General features: G+C 33.4%; 20 protein-coding genes. 15 read left to right on the top strand and 5 right to left on the bottom strand.

What is annotated here, in order from left to right:
* The first annotated feature begins 76 nt into the window (after positions 1 to 76).
* The 14 genes from ACX119_RS01585 to ACX119_RS01520 all read left to right on the top strand — a co-directional run bounded on the left by ACX119_RS01585 (position 77) and on the right by ACX119_RS01520 (position 12,170).
* Complete coding sequence (locus ACX119_RS01585) at positions 77 to 526, top strand: 30S ribosomal protein S15 (protein ID WP_459351411.1); 450 nt, start codon at positions 77 to 79, stop codon at positions 524 to 526.
* Positions 526 to 1,947: a DHHA1 domain-containing protein gene (locus ACX119_RS01580; RefSeq protein WP_459351410.1), complete on the top strand. Its 1,422-nt coding sequence runs from the start codon at positions 526 to 528 to the stop codon at positions 1,945 to 1,947. Before ACX119_RS01585 ends, ACX119_RS01580 begins: the two co-directional genes overlap by 1 nt.
* Positions 1,910 to 2,152, top strand: coding sequence for a KEOPS complex subunit Pcc1 (locus ACX119_RS01575; RefSeq protein WP_459351409.1), 243 nt, complete (start codon positions 1,910 to 1,912; stop codon positions 2,150 to 2,152). The genes ACX119_RS01580 and ACX119_RS01575 overlap by 38 nt, the downstream gene beginning before the upstream one ends.
* A complete protein-coding gene (serS, locus tag ACX119_RS01570; protein WP_459351408.1) occupies positions 2,152 to 3,417 on the top strand; it encodes a serine--tRNA ligase in 1,266 nt (421 codons plus the stop codon). Before ACX119_RS01575 ends, serS begins: the two co-directional genes overlap by 1 nt.
* 40 nt (positions 3,418 to 3,457) lie before the next feature.
* Positions 3,458 to 4,069 carry a 30S ribosomal protein S3ae gene (locus ACX119_RS01565; RefSeq protein ID WP_459351407.1) on the top strand — a complete coding sequence of 204 codons (612 nt, stop codon included), beginning with the start codon at positions 3,458 to 3,460 and terminating at the stop codon, positions 4,067 to 4,069.
* A 25-nt stretch (positions 4,070 to 4,094) separates the two neighbouring features.
* Positions 4,095 to 4,520 (top strand): RNA-binding domain-containing protein, encoded by a 426-nt coding sequence (locus tag ACX119_RS01560; protein ID WP_459351406.1) that lies wholly within the window; start codon positions 4,095 to 4,097, stop codon positions 4,518 to 4,520.
* 189 nt (positions 4,521 to 4,709) lie between these two features.
* On the top strand, positions 4,710 to 6,167 hold the full coding sequence (locus ACX119_RS01555) for an NAD(P)/FAD-dependent oxidoreductase (protein ID WP_459351405.1): 1,458 nt from the start codon (positions 4,710 to 4,712) through the stop codon (positions 6,165 to 6,167).
* 39 nt (positions 6,168 to 6,206) lie between these two features.
* Positions 6,207 to 7,001 (top strand): AAA family ATPase, encoded by a 795-nt coding sequence (locus ACX119_RS01550; protein WP_459351404.1) that lies wholly within the window; start codon positions 6,207 to 6,209, stop codon positions 6,999 to 7,001.
* A complete protein-coding gene (locus tag ACX119_RS01545) occupies positions 7,002 to 8,564 on the top strand; it encodes a vWA domain-containing protein (RefSeq protein WP_459351403.1) in 1,563 nt (520 codons plus the stop codon).
* An 86-nt stretch (positions 8,565 to 8,650) separates the two neighbouring features.
* Positions 8,651 to 10,201, top strand: a complete 1,551-nt coding sequence (locus tag ACX119_RS01540) for a pyridoxal-phosphate dependent enzyme (protein WP_459351402.1) — start codon at positions 8,651 to 8,653, stop codon at positions 10,199 to 10,201.
* Positions 10,202 to 10,205: 4 nt separating this feature from the next.
* Complete coding sequence (locus ACX119_RS01535; RefSeq protein WP_459351401.1) at positions 10,206 to 10,661, top strand: ASCH domain-containing protein; 456 nt, start codon at positions 10,206 to 10,208, stop codon at positions 10,659 to 10,661.
* 64 nt (positions 10,662 to 10,725) lie between these two features.
* Entirely contained in the window at positions 10,726 to 11,289 is a 564-nt protein-coding gene (locus tag ACX119_RS01530; RefSeq protein ID WP_459351400.1) for a TATA-box-binding protein, read from the top strand.
* A 19-nt stretch (positions 11,290 to 11,308) separates the two neighbouring features.
* Complete coding sequence (locus tag ACX119_RS01525; RefSeq protein ID WP_459351399.1) at positions 11,309 to 11,530, top strand: hypothetical protein; 222 nt, start codon at positions 11,309 to 11,311, stop codon at positions 11,528 to 11,530.
* Between the two features lie 70 nt (positions 11,531 to 11,600).
* The gene (locus tag ACX119_RS01520) at positions 11,601 to 12,170 is read left to right on the top strand and encodes a hypothetical protein (RefSeq protein ID WP_459351398.1); all 570 of its coding nucleotides are present in this window, start codon (positions 11,601 to 11,603) and stop codon (positions 12,168 to 12,170) included.
* 4 nt (positions 12,171 to 12,174) lie between these two features.
* On the opposite strand, the gene ACX119_RS01515 is transcribed toward ACX119_RS01520, so the two are convergent.
* A complete protein-coding gene (locus ACX119_RS01515; protein ID WP_459351397.1) occupies positions 12,175 to 12,873 on the bottom strand; it encodes a hypothetical protein in 699 nt (232 codons plus the stop codon).
* Positions 12,874 to 12,978: 105 nt separating this feature from the next.
* Positions 12,979 to 13,164: a hypothetical protein gene (locus ACX119_RS01510; RefSeq protein ID WP_459351396.1), complete on the bottom strand. Its 186-nt coding sequence runs from the start codon at positions 13,162 to 13,164 to the stop codon at positions 12,979 to 12,981.
* Between the two features lie 116 nt (positions 13,165 to 13,280).
* On the opposite strand from ACX119_RS01510, the gene ACX119_RS01505 reads away from it, so the two are divergent.
* Positions 13,281 to 13,622 (top strand): P-II family nitrogen regulator, encoded by a 342-nt coding sequence (locus ACX119_RS01505; RefSeq protein ID WP_459351395.1) that lies wholly within the window; start codon positions 13,281 to 13,283, stop codon positions 13,620 to 13,622.
* Between the two features lie 149 nt (positions 13,623 to 13,771).
* Here ACX119_RS01505 and ACX119_RS01500 read toward each other — a convergent pair whose 3' ends face one another.
* The 3 genes from ACX119_RS01500 to ACX119_RS01490 form a co-directional block, all read right to left on the bottom strand.
* Positions 13,772 to 14,011: an Lrp/AsnC family transcriptional regulator gene (locus ACX119_RS01500; protein WP_109877013.1), complete on the bottom strand. Its 240-nt coding sequence runs from the start codon at positions 14,009 to 14,011 to the stop codon at positions 13,772 to 13,774.
* A 138-nt stretch (positions 14,012 to 14,149) separates the two neighbouring features.
* Positions 14,150 to 15,112 carry a tRNA dihydrouridine synthase DusB gene (dusB, locus tag ACX119_RS01495; RefSeq protein WP_459351394.1) on the bottom strand — a complete coding sequence of 321 codons (963 nt, stop codon included), beginning with the start codon at positions 15,110 to 15,112 and terminating at the stop codon, positions 14,150 to 14,152.
* A 61-nt stretch (positions 15,113 to 15,173) separates the two neighbouring features.
* On the bottom strand, positions 15,174 to 17,342 hold the full coding sequence (locus ACX119_RS01490; protein WP_459351393.1) for a thrombospondin type 3 repeat-containing protein: 2,169 nt from the start codon (positions 17,340 to 17,342) through the stop codon (positions 15,174 to 15,176).
* Between the last annotated feature and the right edge of the window lie 48 nt (positions 17,343 to 17,390).

Raw genomic sequence — 17,390 nt, 5'->3', positions numbered from 1 at the left:
CTGAGCCCCAATTTTCGGTATTATGTACGAGATCAGTAGAAGTAACGTTTAATTCTGTTCTAAATTGTGCAAAATCATGGGAAGAATGCACACTCACAGACATGGAAAATCACATTCCATCAGACCAGCTACTCTACGTGCACCTTCATGGATTACACAGAGTCCAGCAGAAATTGAAGAATTAGTAATAAAATATTCCAAAGACGGATTGACTCCTAGCCAAATCGGAATTAAACTAAGAGATCAGCATTCAATTCCATTAATCAAACCAATTACCAAAAAGGGCATTGGTCAAATTCTTGAAGAAAATGATTTGAGAGCAGAAATGCCTGAAGACCTAGACAACATTGTCCGAAAAGCAGTTGGTCTTCAAAAACACCTCAAAGAAAACAAGGGAGACAATAGAAATGTCAGATCTTTGGAATTAATTGAAGCCAAAGTACACAGACTATCTGTATATTACAAAAGAATAGGACGAATTCCAGCAAAATGGAAATATAAATCCGTGGTTGCTCAATTAGAGTAATGACAAAATCACTTGACGAATCACTTTCATTTTTCAAAGATAAAATTTCAGATTGCATAAAATCAAAAAAATCAATTTCTGTTACAACCCATATCGATTGTGATGGACTTACATCAGGAAGTATCATTACCAAAGCACTAATCAGAGAAGGGGCAAATTGTACAGTTAGAACATCAAAAGAATTTAGTAAAAAAATTGTTGAATCATTCAAAACAGATTCTAGAGACTTTCACATTGTAACTGATTTGGGAGGAGGGTTTGCAAAAGAGCTCAATGAAAAACTAGGAGATAATTGGATCGTTTTAGATCATCATCAAATTTCTGATGAAGAAAAAGATAATGAAAATGTCATCAACGCATGGAGTTATGGAATTGATGGCGGAGTTGAGATATGTGCTGGTGGAATGGCATATCTAGCATCAGTAGCCCTTGATGAGAAAAATTCAGATTTGTCTTCAATTGCCGTAGTTTCTGCTTTAGGAGACAGACAAGACCAAGGAGAAAGAAAGTCATTTACTGGAAAGAATTTCGAGATTGCAAATACTGCCAAAGAGTTAGGATTAGTAGATATTGATTTAGACCTACTTTTAGTTGGAAGAGAAACAAGACCACTTCCAGATGCATTAGCATTTACATCTCAGCCATTTATTGAAGGATTAACATGGAATAGGGATACTTGTCTTTCACTTCTTAATTCATCTGGAATTGAGTTAAAAGAAGGAGGTAGATGGAGGGTACCTGCTGAACTAAACGAGGAGGAAAAAAGACAGGTTATTGAGTCCATTACAAAATTCACCTCCGGTAAAAATTCCACTGAGATAATGTCAGAATTAATCGGATATACCTACACATTTCCAAGAGAAGACAAGAGAAGTTTCTTGCGGGATGGACGAGAGTTTTCAACTATGCTAAACTCGTGTGGAAGAATAAATCGCTCTGGTGTCGGCATGGCAGTATGTATGGGTGATCGAAATAAGATCCTAAGAGAAGGAGAATCGATTTTAACAGATTATAGAAAAATGATCAGAGAATACATGAGTATTCTAGCAAATGAGAGATGGAGAATTTCAGAAAGTGAGACATGTATAATGGTAAATGGTGAAGACATAGTTCCTGAAACCATGACAGGTACCATTTCATCATTAATTGCAGGTTCACCTAAAAATGCAGGAAAAATAGTAATTTTGAGAACCAAGGGAGAAGAGAACACAATAAAGTTCTCATCAAGAAAATCCTATGGCTGTAATTCGGATATCAATCTAAGTGAATTAATGAGAACCGGTGCTGAAAAATTTGATGGTGTTGGAGGAGGACACAATGCAGCAGCTGGAGCAAAAATAACTAAAGACAAATTAGATGAATTTCTTAATTATTTAGAAGTAAATGTCGTTAACGTGTCAAGTCCAAGTAATAATCAATAAAATATCAAAAGAAAAGGCAGAAACTGTCAAAAAGGCATTAGAACCAGATAATGTGAATTTTCCCGAAGGATTGAGTCTTAATGTTGAAAATATTGATAACAAACTAGTTTTTAATTTTGAGAGTAAGAAAAACATGAAACAATTGATTGGAACCATTGATGAAGTATTAGAGCATATTCAGGTAGTATTGAAGGTGATTGAATAATGTTAGATCCTAAATTAATCAAGGAAAAATCTCAAAAAATTCAAGATATGCTAAAAGCAAGATCTGTAGATTTTGATTTAGATGCGCTAATAGAATCTGATCAAAAACGACGTGATTTTATTATCAAGACTGATGAATTTAGAAAAAGGAAAAATGAGATCGGAATACAAATCTCAAAAATGAAAAAAGCAGGGGAGGATACAACCCAGATCTTAAATGAAATGGTTGAGATCTCTGGAAAATTAACAAAGTTAGAATCAGAACAATCAGAAATAGAAAAAGAATATTCAAGATTGGCATTAACTATTCCAAATCTTATTGATGAATCAGTTCCAATTGGAGCTGATGAAAGTTTCAACAAAGAGATTAGAAAATGGGGAGAAATTCCAAATTTTGATTTTAAGGTAAATGATCATATTGATATTTCAGAAAATTTGGATCTGGTAGATTTGGAGAGAGCAGCAAAAGTTGCAGGGGCCAGATTTTATTACTTGAAAAATGATTTAGTTAGATTAAATCAGTCACTAATTCATTTTGGATTAGACTTTCTTGCAGAAAAAAAGTATTCCTTAGTTCAGCCACCATATATGATCAATAGAGAATCAATGGAAGGAGCAGTTATTGCTGATGATTTTGAGGATGTCATCTACAAGGTTGACCAAGAAGATCTTTACATGATTGGAACATCAGAGCATGCCATGGCTGCAATGCATTCAAAGGAGATCATAGATGGTAAAGATCTTCCTCTCAGATATGCTGGAATTAGTCCTTGTTTTAGAAAAGAAGCAGGGGCACATGGTCGGGATCAGAAAGGGATTTTCAGAGTTCATCAATTTGATAAGATTGAACAATTTGTATTTTCAAGACCTGAAGACTCTTGGAAGGAACATGAACGTATGCTGTCAGTTGTGGAAGAATTTTATCAGAAATTAGGAATTCCTCACAGAGTCATGCTACTATCAAGTGGAGATATGGGCAAAGTTTCTGCAAAGACATATGATGTTGAGGCATGGATGGCAGGACAAAATGCATACAGGGAAATTGTTTCATGTTCAAATTGTCTAGATTATCAAGCTCGCAGATTAAAGATCAGATTCAGAGATAAAACAAATGAGGATACTCAATATCTACACACTCTCAATAGCACACTAATTGCTACAACAAGAATTTTGGTAGCAATAATGGAGAACAATCAAACAAAAGACGGACATATTAGAATTCCAGATGTTTTACAAAAATACATGGGAAATCAGAAAGAAATCTAGTGACATACCCTTATATTTTGGATTCAAAGGTCGATAATAATTGGCACGTAGAAAAGGTCGAGTAAAGGACAAGTGGAGAGAAAAACGCTGGGTTACAGTTAGTGCTCCAGAATCATTTAACAATGTTCCAATAGCTTACGTACCAATCACTGATGATGAAAATGCAGTAGGACGAGTTTTAGAAGTTACATTATATGATATTCTAAAAGGAGATCCCTCACAGCACCAATACAAAATCTATTTCCAGATAAACAATGTGGAAGGAGAAAAGGCAACAACAATGTTCAAGAGATTTGAATATTCAAAAGAATTTTTACGAAGTTTGGTCAGAAGAGGTTCATCAAAAATTAATTTCATCATAGATATCAAAACTAAAGATGGATACATCTTTAGAATTAAAGTAATTGCACTTACTCACAGACAACTAAATACATCTAGAAAACACGCTCTTAGACTAATTGCAAGAGATGTAATCAATAAAACAGTACCAGATATGACTATTGATCAATTTGTGCAAGCAACTTGTTACAGTAAGATTAACTCAGACATCATGGCTGCATTTAAGAAAGTAATTAGAGTAAGACATGTGGGTCTTGAGAAAGTCAAACTTATCAGAACTGCAGAAAAAGAAACAGTGTTGCTTGAAGCATAAAATCTGAAATCATTCAAAATCAATCATGATTGAAAAGATAGAAATTTCTATTGATGTCATAGTTCATGCCACTGAAGATATTTCAAAAATTTTCAAATCATTTGAATTGTTTGATTTAGAAGAAGAAGATTTTGAGATAAAAGAAACCTTAGGATATTTTGATAATCCCATCAAAATCTTAAATGCAAAACTTACCAAAAAAAATGCTCAAAAATTTATGAATAAACTTGTAAGATTATTGTCAAAAGATCAAATTAATGAGTTAATTGATGAGATTGAAGAAAGAACCGTAGATTCAAGATTTCATATGAGATTAGACAAACAGGAATTAATCAAAGGTAATCTAGCAATCAAAGAAAAAGATACAATAAAAATAAAAATCCATACGCCGATTTACAATAAAAAAGATACAATCAAGTCATTTACAGAAATTTTTCAAATTGCCTACTAGATTAAATAGGAATAAGAGAAGAATATCATTTGGGAATGAGGAAATAACAGCCGCTCCAGTCTGAGTGAATACTATGAAGACGCCGCGACGAACCGACCCCATAAATCATCAGATCAATTGAATTTCCAAATAATTTCGCAATAATCATGATGGTATTATTTTAAATACGGATAGACGAACCCCATAAACGTGGCAGACTATGATGTTATTGTTGCAGGTGGAGGACTTGCAGGTACTATTACAGCACAAGCTATAGCTCATTATTCTAAACAAAATCTGAAAATCCTAGTAATTGATAGAAACACAGAATTTTTGCCAGGTAGAAAATCATTGGCAGGTTGGGTATGTGGAGATGCATGCTCCAAAGAAGCAGTTGATTTTATGTCAAAAAGGATCAAAGTCGAATGGACCAGACCTGAAATTGAACATGATGTTAAAGGAGTAATGGCATTCTCACCAGATAAAGAAACTGCAATTCCATTTGATGGTGCAGGATACATGCTTAATCGTCAAAAACTACCTGAGATTCAAAATGAAAGATGTAAAAAAATGGGAATTGAGTTTGAATATGAAATTAATCTAACTGGTTTAATTTATGAAGGACAGCAAGCAGTTGGAGTTAAAGGAATAGATAACAAAACAAAACAGCCCTACAAAAAAACATCAAAAATTGTTATTGATGCGACAGGAGTTACATCAATGCTAAGAAACGGACTTCAAAATTCTACAAAGGTTGAAAAAAGAATCGATAGAAGAGATTTGGAATCAACTGGCAGATACATTATGTATTTTGATCAAGGGCAAAAAGATCTTTCCGAATTTGATCCTGATTATTGTATAATTCACTTAGACCAAGATATTGCCCCTGGTGGATATGGTTGGGTATTTCCTAAAGCAGAAAACAAAGTCAACATTGGTTTAGGGGTAGAAAAGTCACTCTTAGAAAGACGAAATAAAAGATTAGGTAAAAAAGACAATGTCGAATCTTTAATGAAGGAATACCTAAATCGCAATACTGCAATAAAAAATCCAAAACTATCAGAAGACCCAGAAGATATCAATAACAATTCAGGAATTTTTCAAGTGTCTGTTAGAAGACAAAATGATTGTATGGTCTCTGGTGGATACATGTTAGTTGGTGATTCAGCATGGATGCCAAAACCAATTGATGCAGGTGGAATTGGTCCGGCATTAATTGCAGGAACTATTCTTGGAAACAATGTAGCACAAGCAATTGAAGCAAATGATGTAACAGAAGCAGGACTTTGGCAATACAATTTAGATTTTATCAAAGAGTATGGATACAAAACTGCAGGTCTTGAATTGTTTAGAAGATTAGTACAACAAATGAGTAACGAGCAAATCAGTTATGGAATGAAACACTTTTTGGGAAATCTTGATGTAGAATCAATCAGTAAAGGCGAACATCCTGACTTTTCAGGACTAGGTAAAATTGGAATGATTATCAGAGGTGCAATGAATAAAACAGTTGCAGACGGACTGCGATACACATCAAAACAAAATCAATGGTTAGTTGAGCATTACTATAACTATCCAAAAGATCCTTCCGGATTTGAAGAATGGAATAAAACATTACATCAAAGACTTGATGAGGCTTTTGCAAAAGTAGAAGCATTTGATAAATAGATCTAATATTAAATATTGAGATAATCATTAAAAACATACTTGGAAGAAACTCAATATCTTGATTGGAATAATTCCATTCAAATTTTAAAAAAAGCCTATGAAGCAGGTCTTTTTGTATTAATTATCGGTCCAAAAGGAACAGGCAAAACATCTCTAGTTAGAGATTTTGCAAAAAGTATGAATTCAAATTTAGATTCCATAAATTTTAGCCTCAGAACAAGAGAAAGTCATCTTGTCGGGACAAAAACCCTAACCGATGGAACAGTAAGTTTTGATGAAGGTGTTTTGATAAAATCAATGAGGCAAGGAGATTTGCTTTACTTGGATGAAATTAATTCGGCTGAAGCAGACGTGTTATTGAGATTAGATGAAGCATTAGATGATCGACGACAAATTATGCTAAAAGAATCAACAGGGGAACTAGTAAAGGCCAATGAGAAATGGTTTGTAATAGCTACAATCAATCCATTAACACATAGTGGAACAAAAGAATTACCTCCACAAATCTTAAGCAGATTTCCTGTAAGAATTAGATTAGAATATCCACCAGAAGATGTAGAACTTGAAATTATCAAAAAACATGTTTCAGGAGTAAAGGATTCAGAGTTAGTTCAAGCAATAAAATTAGCAAATACATTAAGACAAGCAGCTGCTGTAGAAGAATTATTTTATTCACCTAGCTTGAGGGAAACAATAGCATTTGGAAAATTGGTAGAAAAAGGAATGTCTCCAAAAGATGCTGCGAATTATGTTTTTGGAAATGTTTACACGCAATGGGGAAGTATAGAATATCAAAAAGTAAGCGACATCATTACTTCTATGTTTGGAAATTAGATGCAAGCAATTCAACTTCAAAACGAGTCTTTAGTTGAGATTGCTACTTTTCTTGTAAGACGATGGTCTGAAAGAGACAACATGATAGTTGAGATCTCAGATAAAGTTGAAACTAAGACAAGACTAAATGAAAATAAGGTAATACTTACACCACTTGAAAAGAGAATTGGAAATGATTTTCAAAAATATCGACAATTAAGAACCTCATTATGGTATGAAGCAATGAGAATAAAGTACTGTAAAAAAATTCTTAGCAATGATCATGCATTTGGTTTTATTCTAAATACAATTGAGACATCAAGAATTGAGCAGTTAGGAAGAAAAATTTGGAAAGGGATGACAGATGAAATTATTTTTAATTATGCCTACATGCTAGTAGAAAGGCCTCAATTACACACAGTTTATGGTAAAGCCAGAATCGTAGAGGCATTTTACCAGTATTTTATGTTTGGAGCAATAAAAGGAGAAATACAATCAAGTCACTTTGAAAAAATTAAAGAAGCATCTATTTTTGCAAAAAAAATTGTAAAAAAAGCAATTGAGGAAAATCATGGTACAGAATGGCTTGAAAAAAATGTTAGTCAAATTATTAAAATTCTAGATATAGATTCTCTGCTAACAATTCCAATGTCAGTGTCATTTTTAAAAGCTGGAATGGCACTAACCGAAGAAGAATTATTAAAAGTTCTAAAAATTATTTCCAAAAATAAAGAAGGGGATTTTGGATCTGTAGATTCATCTGCGATTTTAAGAGGGGATAATGTTTATGGAGAATACAAAGTATTACTTGATGAGAATAAAAAGAGTGAAAATAAAGGATTGACTCCTGAAGCAATTGGAATTCAAATCCCATCAACAAAAAATGTCGATGAAACAACAATTTACGATATGAATTTGATTAATGGATTAAAAGTTAAATTCAAAGAATGGAAGACGGGATGGAAAGAGCAACATCTCAGATCAGGAGAAGAGTTTGATGAAGAAAATTACATCGAAGGTCATGAACCATTTTTTACAGATGTTAAAAAATCAATTAAAACAAAAATTGTAATATTATTAGATCATTCATCTAGTATTGCATCAGATGCACTTGAATACAAAAAAGCAACTCTAGCACTCTGTGAAGTTTTATCATATCTCAAAGTAAAATTTGCAGTTTATGCATTCAGTACTGAAAACAGATCAGTTGTTTGCTGGTCTATCAAAGCAGATAATGTAAAGTGGAACAATATAACTGCAAAAAGATTAACTCAGGTTGTTGCAAATGGTTCAACTCCATTAGCAGAAGTTTATGATAAAATGTTTCCAACATTGCAATCAAAAAGACCAGACATTTTTTTGACATTAACAGATGGAGAACCATCAGATCCGGATGCCGTAAGAAATATGACAAAATCTCTCAAAGGACTAGGGATTAAGATGGTAGCCTTAGGATTAGGCCCAAATACCCTCAGAGCAACGACTATTGCCAATAATCTCAGGCATTTAGGATACGAAAAAACAATGGCTGTAAGTAGACTAAAAGACATTCCAAGTAAAGTAATCAGTGTTTTAGATGTCTAAATCAATGAGTATTAATTCCATTCACACCATTTTTCTTATGAAATATTTTATATGAGATTAGAATTGATGCAACCCTAGAGAGAATTTTGAGTGAAAATAAAAACAATTCCATTGACAATGTCTTGTTAGAAAAATTTGAACAAGAAATATGGAATAAAATACCTCATTTGAAAGAAACAGAAATTGTAAACCCAACACCATTAGTTGATCTTACTGAAGATTTCATAGAATGTGCCAAAAATGTGTATAAAATAGATCTTGATAGAAATGATTTGAAAGTTTATGGAAAGTTTGATTCTGCATTATTAAGCGGTTCAATCAAAGTAAGAGCTGCTTCACACATCATCCATGATGCAATCACATCTGGAAATCTTAAAGGAAATCAAACAGTAATCGAAGCTACTTCAGGAAACTTTGGTATAGCACTTGGTCTATTATCAAAGATTGGCGTAAATGTAGTTGCACTTGTATCAAGAAAGTTACAAGAAGGAGTGTTCAAAGAATTAAGAAATGAAAATATTCGAATAATGGATTTGGATATGGATATTTGTCCTGCACCAGGAATGGAAAACAAAGCAGACGAGTTGGCTGCAAAAGCAACTGCTGGAAATATTCGTTCACAATTAGCAGAGCTCGGTTTTGATCCCAAAATTTTTGATGAAAATATTCAAGACATAGAATCACTATTAGCTAAACAAGACATCATTAACTTGGCAAGATTTCTTGCAAAAATTTACAATTTATTCTGTCCAAAACAATACGATAATGAATTGAATATTGATATTCATAAAACAGTAACAGCACCTGAGATTGATCAGCAGCTTCACAAAAACGGAGATTCATTAGAAAATTATCAAATAGTTTGTTCATTTGGTACTGGAGGAACGTCAGGAGGTTTGAGTCAATATATGACTAACAAATATGGGAAAAAATCAATTCACGTAGTTTTTCCAATCCCAGGCCAAGATGTCGCAGGGATTAGAACTAAAGCCAAAGCCACAGGATTGACACTATATGATCCTAACACATATGCAGCAGAGCATGAGGTAGATTTTGAGAAAGCAAAATTTCTTTTAAAGTATTTTGTGGACAAAGGACACGATATAGGAGAAAGCACAGCACTAGAATTATTTTCGGCAATGGAGATGGCAAAATCTGGAAATTATAAAAAATTTGTCATTATTGTGGCAGATGGAATTGAAAAATACAGGAAGAATTTTGAACAGATTTCAAAAAATAAAATGCCAATAAATATTTCATTAGAGCAAGCATCATCAATAGTAAATGATTATGATAGAATTATTTGGGTGCATACACAATATACCCCTAAAGAAGAAGGGATAGAAATGATTGCAAAATCATTAGGAATTGACAAATCTAAAATTTCCATACCAAAAGCAAGTACCATCAATCAATTATTATCAACTCAACAAATTCCAGAAGAACTTAGTAAGGAACTAAATGGTTCAAAAGGAAAATCCTTGTTAGTTTGTATGGCTGGAAATACTTCACTTATGACGGCACAAGTACTTGCAAGTAAAGGAATTGTTACTCAGAGTTTGAATGGAGGAATTACAAACCTACCTGAAGGTAGAGGTAAAAATCCAGGTCAATATATCAAAGTAGCTACCGAATAATATTTTGAAATGCCTTTCAGTTTCCCAACCATTTGCTGATTTAATCATCTCAGGAAAAAAAATTATTGAATTAAGAAAGTGGAATACAAATTTTAGAGGGGAATTTTTAATTCATGCACCAATTAAAATCAGAACTGAAGATTCCAAGAGATTGAAAATAAAGAAAAAATTCGTAACAGGTGCTATTGTTGGCAAAGCAGAACTATTTGATGTAAAAAAATATAATTCATTAAAAGAGATCAATGCCGATAAAAAATTTCATTTTGCCTCCAAAGATCATTATAATAAAACATATGGATTTCAATTAAAGAATGCAAAAGCATTTAGAATTCCAATTCCTTGTAAAGGTCAATTAGGTTTCTTTGAAGTAGATTTACCAAAAACTAAAATAAAAAATAATGAAATAATGTCAGAAATCATTGATGAGGAATTTCGATATCAGTGGATTGGACATCATTGAAAATTTCAAATATTCCAAAAAATCGGACTAGTATATATAAAGGAAGTATTTAAATCCCCTCGTTATGCCTCAAACGAAGCCTATTGTTAGTGTTGAAAACGTTGTAGCATCTGCATCAGTAGATCAAAAAATTGATCTTAATGACATAACTGCAAAATTTCCCGATACTGAATATCATCCTGAACAATTTCCAGGACTCGTTTTTCGATTAACAAATCCAAGAACTGCAACACTAATTTTTCGAACAGGAAAAATGGTTTGTACAGGGGCAAAGTCTGAGGACATGGCAATAAAAGCAGTTAACACAGTAGTTCAAAAATTAAGAAAAGGAAAAATCAAAATAAAAAAAGATGCAGTAATTACAGTTCAAAATATTGTAGCTGCAATTAATTTAGGTGGAAAAATACATTTAGAAAAAGCAGCAAGAACTTTACCTAGAAGCATGTATGAACCAGAGCAATTCCCAGGATTAATTCATAGGATGCTTGATCCAAAAACAGTCATTTTGTTATTTGCATCAGGAAAATTGGTATGCACAGGAGCAAAAAAAGAATCCGATGTTTATCGTTCGGTACATAACTTGCATTCATTATTAGAAGAAAAAAATCTGATGATTTATGATGAATAATTAATTTCATTTGTATTAATTGACTCAAGATTCATTTGAAAAAGAAAAAATCAAACTTACACCACAAACTGGATTTAATTTAGTTGCAATTGACTACTTTGCAGATACTGACAATCAATTGTATTTAGTGGAACATTTTGAAATGTATCAAGATGCACTAAATGCAAAGAAGGGTAAAAAAAATCCTGATGATTATTTTGTTTTGTATAAAGATGGGGCAGGGGAATTTTACTGTAGATAATCATAAAAATAGTAAAACTGTATAATATTTTACAAACTTTCTTATCATCTAGTTAGCGTCTCGATAATTTATGGCAGATGAGACTATAGATTTAATCAATACATTGTACCAAAAAGACAATTTAACAAAATCTAAGCAAATACCCCAGCCAATTAGAAAGAGCCCAAAGGCAAAATACCAGATTTTTGATGAGACTGAATTTACTAGAGGAAGAGAGGTTTTAGGGGATCTTATCGTACATGGTATGGTAGCCTCAGGTGGGACCGATATTGACTGGCTAATTGAGCATAATGGGGGATTTATCGTTTTAGAATTCAAGGGATTTCATAACGATAAGATCAATATTGCCAAGGGACAGATGATTGCCTATGAAAAATTACATGAGAAACTAAACCAAGCGACAAAATGTTTTCTTTATGTGGTAGGCTGTGATGATATTGACTTTTCAAATCCTGATGCAACAGTTTGGTTATTTGAAATGAGGCAATGGAAGTCAGGGGCAATCCCTAAAAACACTACTGACATTTACGGTGAAGAATCAAATCGTCAAAACAAATTCATTGTTTACAGAGAATACATGAATGAGATAACAGTTGAGAAACTAAGAGAGTTACTAGATTCTCATTGGAAAGAATTCTAGTAAATTACTTTGAAAAGGAAAAGGTACTAGATTTAGTTTCTTTACCATTATCAACTTTAAGAGTATAAGTTCCAGAGTTTTCCCATCCAGTGCCACCAGCAATAGCTAATGTGGAAAATCTTCCATCACTTTTGGTAGAAACTTGTTCAGACCAAACTAATTCATTATTATTATTTAGAATTGATAAATTTATAGTTCCTGATGTATCAGAAATGCCGCTAATTGAGATTAGATCTTTATTAGAATATGATGATAAATCAGTTTGAACAGATAGAGAAGTAGGTTCTGTACTTGTTGGAGTTTTAACTGATACAGGCGATGTTTCAGAAATATCGCTAAATGAAACAGCTAAAGCAATTATTATCACTAGTGCAACTCCACCAATACCTAGGTAAAGTTTAGAATTTTTTACATTGGAAGAATATTTGGGCTGCGGTTTAGTTTGATATGTCTGATGTTGTTGAATTGTTTTAACTTCAGGTAAAACAACGTCAGGAATTACGGGTTTATCTTCTGGTGTAGGGGTTTTAATGATTGGTTTTTTGCCAAGATGTTTTTCTGCTAATTGCCTCACATAATTTCGTTCATAATTGCTGATAACTTCATTATTTTCACATGCTCTACAAATTTGCTTGAGTATGCGGTCATCGCCAAAATCTTTGTCTAAAAGTGCCTTTACATCATCTAATAATGGATCAGTCATGTAAAATTCATCCCAATTTGATTATTTATGATTAGCTTGTTTAACATTTCGTATGATTTCTTTATCAAAAAAATAATATTTGAATTTTAATTATTTAAAAAAAATCTATTTTGAGTAGATTTTTTGGGCTTGGATTATGACTGTTCTAATGTAATCTTTAGCAGTAGAATCAGAAACGCCCATTTGTTTAGCTCTCTGATAAAGCTGATTTTCTTGTGGATTTATCAAATAACACTTCAAGAGATAGTTTAGTCTATGAGAGCGTTTTTCATCACTTTTCATATTTTTCATATTTTTTTACACTAAAAAGGCAAGAGGATAATAAAATAACCAATTCAAAAATAGTATCATAAAAATGAAAAAAAAACATATGATCTTTTTTAAACAATAATAAAAAATGAATGAAAATGAAACGAATTGAGGCAACTGTACATATTGATAAAACAGGTGCTGTTTCCAATGCAATCAAAGAGTTAGTCGGAGGATTTACCATTCTAGAAGGAAATGGTAGGGGTTCTGGCGAAAGACAAACAATGAGAGCAGGAAGAGGAACAGGAACTTTTATCGCAGAATTCAATAAAGTTGCAACTGTAAGTACAATAGTGGATGACTCAAAAGTAGAATCGGTTACATCAGCCATTATAGATGCAGCATTTACTGGTAAAGCAGGAGATGGTATAATTGTGATTTCATCAGTTGATGATGTTATCAACATTGCATCAAAAAAGAGAGGTTCTGAAGCCCTCTAATCATTTCTTTTATTATAAAATTAATTATTTTATGAAACTTCTGAGAGGGTCACTACTCCTCTCAGATAGGTGCCTCTTTGGGAGACGATTGTTTTGAAGGGATGGAATAGTATTACAATTTAAGTATAAAAGCAAAGGATTTTGGAAAATTATTGTTGTCCCTCAATTCCCATTAGTGTAAGTGTTGAACGAATTTTTGGGATTTTTCTAATCTTCCAGGTAATTGTTTCTCTAAGAGCTTCTACCTGTCCAGACTCAACTTTGGCCAAGATATCATAAGCACCAAAGGTTCCATGTACTTCCTTTACTCCTTCAATAGATTTTAGTTCAGAGATTACTGCTTCTTCAGAACCTAGCTCACAATTTATGAGAACATAAGCTGTTGCCAATTATGATTCAACTCCTATTTTCATACATAAAATTCCATGTTGAAATATATAAGAATAGTCCAATTTGCTTTAAAATTCAATGACATTTTAGATTAAAACATGAACAAATGTAAAGAGTTCCTAGATTAATATGAAATTTTAAGAGTCTTGGTAAGCATCTGTCATGATTTTTTCTAGTTCTTCAATAGTTTTTGAAAACGTAATTTTAGAGCGCAATTTAGCCCCACCTTTCATTCCTTTGGTGAATCTCATGGCCTGACCCTTTATGTTTGCAAATTTAATTTTATAATTTGTTGTTAAATGCAAATAATCAAAAAATGAATTCAATCTATCTTTAAAAGAATATTCCTTGTATGTTCCAGTTTTTAGATAATCATTGATTTGTTCAAATAAAAATGGATTTCCCATTGCTCCTCGTCCTATCATTATATAATCGCAATTTGTTTGATCAAGCATATTTTTTGCATCTTCGGGAGTGGTAATGTCACCATTTCCAACTATAGGCACGGTAGAAATTTCTTTGAGCTCTTTAATTAATTTCCAATCTGCATTTCCAGAGTATCCTTGACTTACGGTTCTTGGATGAAATGTAATCATTTGAATTCCCTTGTCTTCTGCAAGTTCAGCAATTTCTCTAAAAAGAAATTTGCTAGCATCAGTAACACCGGCACGAATTTTGAGTGTAACAGGTTTTTTTACCGCATTAACAAGAGTTTCAAAAATTTGATTAGTTAGATTAACTTCTTGTAAAAGAGCACCACCTGCCATTTGTTGAGTAATATGAGGTGCAGGACAACCCATATTGTAATCAATAATATCAAAATAGGGTTCAACAATTTTTGCGGCTTGCTCTAAAGCATTTAGATCAGAACCAAATAACTGAACAGACAGAGGTCTTTCTTTTTCAGAGAATTCAATAAATTCTTGTATAGTACTCATTTTTTCTTTTAATTGCTTTTCTTTTGCAATGATACTATGAATATTAGTAAACTCTGTTACAACTAATCCTGCCCCCATTTGTTTACATTGTAATCTTAATGCAGGATCACTTACTCCTGCCATTGGAGCCAAAAATGCCCTACTAGAAAATTTTGGAAGCATGATACAGAGTTAGAATTTATAATATATTTACCATTTTAAAAATCAGACAAGAAATAAAATTCTATGGATCTGGACAGCCGTCTTCGTCTCTGTCACCATCATAATCCTCAGGATCAGATGGACATAGGTCTAGATCATTTATGATTCCATCCAAGTCATCATCATGGACAAATCTTTGCTGTTCTGGAGCAATGTCTGGGCACCCATCATGATCATTGTATTTGTTCCATGTTTCAGGTTGAGTAGGACACAAATCTATGTGGTCATAGTAGCCATCACCGTCTGAATCAATTTTTGTAGGTATAGTAGATTGTGCTGCTAGAACGTCTGGACAGCCGTCCCAATCCAAGTACCCATTAAAGTTCTCTTGTTCATCAAGACATGCATCCCATCTGTCATCTATTCCATCGCCATCAGCATCTGGGAAACTATAAGATGGAATGATTGAGCCAGTTGCATCTGGGCAACCGTCTTCATCCTGGTAAAAGTTGTAGGTTTCAGGCTCTAATGGACAAGCATCAGAAATATCTGCAATTCCGTCCCTATCAGAATCAAGTATAGAGTTAAGGGTATCAGGGCAACCGTCTTTGTCTTGGAATCCATTGTAAGTCTCAGGTTGATTTGGACAACGATCTAGATTATCTACAATTCCATCACCATCTGAATCAGCTGTTGATTTGTTATCAGCAATAGTATCCGGACAACCGTCTTCGTCTTGGAATCTATTGTAAGTTTCTCGAGCATTTGGACATTCATCGATATTATCAGGAATTCCATCAAAATCTGAATCACCAAATGAGTCATAAGCTATTGTGTCAGGACAACCGTCTTCGTCTTGGAATCCATTATATTTTTCAGGGAGGTTTGGACATTCATCAAAGATGTCAGGAATTAAGTCATAATCAATATCAGATAATGCAGATTTTGAAACACCAGGTACATCTGGGCATCCATCTCTATCAAGATAATCATTATAGTTTTCTTTTTCATTAGGACATGCATCCCATCTGTCATCTATTCCATCTTCATCAGCATCTGGAAAAACGTAAGAAGACACAACTGTTCCAGAAGCATCTGGGCATCCATCACCATCCTTGAAAAAGTTGTAAGTTTCAGGTTCTAGTGGACATTCATCTAAAACATTTGGAATTCCATCCATGTCAGAGTCAAGTGTAGAGTTAAGGGTATCAGGACAACCATCATCGTCTAAAAATCCATTGAATGTTTCTGGTTGATTTGGGCAATGATCTAGATTATCAACAATTCCATCACCGTCTGAATCATAAGTAAAGGTATTAGTTCCAACAGCGTCAGGACAACCGTCATCATCTTGGAATTTATTGTAAGTCTCTTTTGCATAAGGGCACAAGTCATATTGATTTGGAATTCCATCTCCGTCAACATCACCAGTCACTTCATATTCTACAGTATCAGGACATCCATCTTCGTCTTGGAATTTGTTAAAATTTTCACGTTCCAATGGACATGCATCACGAGAATCTGGAATACTATCATAATCAGAATCAATCAAGGCTTCAGAAAATCCAATAACATCAGGGCAACCATCCCAATCAAGAAATCCATTATAATTTTCAGGTGAATTCAAACATGCATCCCATCGATCATCTATACCATCACCGTCAGTATCTGGGAATTGATATTGAGCTGTTGTAGAATCAACAGAGTCAGGGCAACCATCATCGTCTTGGAATTTGTTGTATGTTTCAGGTTCTAGTGGACATTCATCTAAAGTATCAGAAATTCCATCTCTATCTCTATCAGTTAAGGTTAATGCATTTTCTGGGCAGCCGTCTTTATCATCAATGCCATTGAATGTTTCTGGTTGATTTGGACATCTGTCCATATAATCAGGATAGCCATCACCGTCTGAATCAGCAATATCTTTTGTTCCACCTGGAGCAATATCAGGGCAGCCGTCATCGTCTTGGAATTTGTTGTAAGTCTCTTTTACAGTTGGACAATTATCAATATGATCTTGAATTCCATCATAATCCACATCATACCATGGGACAAAATCAGCAGGACAGCCATCAATGTTGTTTCCATATTGAGGATCATAGTCTTCTTTTAGATGAGGACAAAAATCAACATCATCAGGAACACCATCACCATCAGAGTCTATTGCTGGATTGGCAAAGGCACCTGTAGGAAACATTCCAATTGTGGATGTAAGTAAAATCAAAAAGCCTAAAAGAATTTGTTTATTCATTATCTATGACACCGCTAATATCACGTATTTATTAAGTCTCACGTTAAA

The sequence above is a fragment of the Nitrosopumilus sp. S4 genome (assembly GCF_054515835.1).
This window is presented reverse-complemented; position numbering and strand designations above follow the sequence as displayed.

What these genes read in the sequence shown, in the direction of transcription:
- ACX119_RS01520 (WP_459351398.1), top strand. Translation starts at nt 11,601, where the DNA reads ATGGCAGATGAGACTATAGATTTAATCAATACATTGTACCAAAAAGAC.
- ACX119_RS01530 (WP_459351400.1), top strand. Translation starts at nt 10,726, where the DNA reads ATGCCTCAAACGAAGCCTATTGTTAGTGTTGAAAACGTTGTAGCATCT.
- ACX119_RS01580 (WP_459351410.1), top strand. Translation starts at nt 526, where the DNA reads ATGACAAAATCACTTGACGAATCACTTTCATTTTTCAAAGATAAAATT.
- ACX119_RS01490 (WP_459351393.1), bottom strand. Translation starts at nt 17,342, where the DNA reads ATGAATAAACAAATTCTTTTAGGCTTTTTGATTTTACTTACATCCACA.
- ACX119_RS01515 (WP_459351397.1), bottom strand. Translation starts at nt 12,873, where the DNA reads ATGACTGATCCATTATTAGATGATGTAAAGGCACTTTTAGACAAAGAT.
- ACX119_RS01505 (WP_459351395.1), top strand. Translation starts at nt 13,281, where the DNA reads ATGAAACGAATTGAGGCAACTGTACATATTGATAAAACAGGTGCTGTT.
- ACX119_RS01560 (WP_459351406.1), top strand. Translation starts at nt 4,095, where the DNA reads ATGATTGAAAAGATAGAAATTTCTATTGATGTCATAGTTCATGCCACT.
- ACX119_RS01585 (WP_459351411.1), top strand. Translation starts at nt 77, where the DNA reads ATGGGAAGAATGCACACTCACAGACATGGAAAATCACATTCCATCAGA.
- serS (WP_459351408.1), top strand. Translation starts at nt 2,152, where the DNA reads ATGTTAGATCCTAAATTAATCAAGGAAAAATCTCAAAAAATTCAAGAT.
- ACX119_RS01545 (WP_459351403.1), top strand. Translation starts at nt 7,002, where the DNA reads ATGCAAGCAATTCAACTTCAAAACGAGTCTTTAGTTGAGATTGCTACT.
- ACX119_RS01510 (WP_459351396.1), bottom strand. Translation starts at nt 13,164, where the DNA reads ATGAAAAATATGAAAAGTGATGAAAAACGCTCTCATAGACTAAACTAT.
- ACX119_RS01575 (WP_459351409.1), top strand. Translation starts at nt 1,910, where the DNA reads ATGTCGTTAACGTGTCAAGTCCAAGTAATAATCAATAAAATATCAAAA.
- dusB (WP_459351394.1), bottom strand. Translation starts at nt 15,112, where the DNA reads ATGCTTCCAAAATTTTCTAGTAGGGCATTTTTGGCTCCAATGGCAGGA.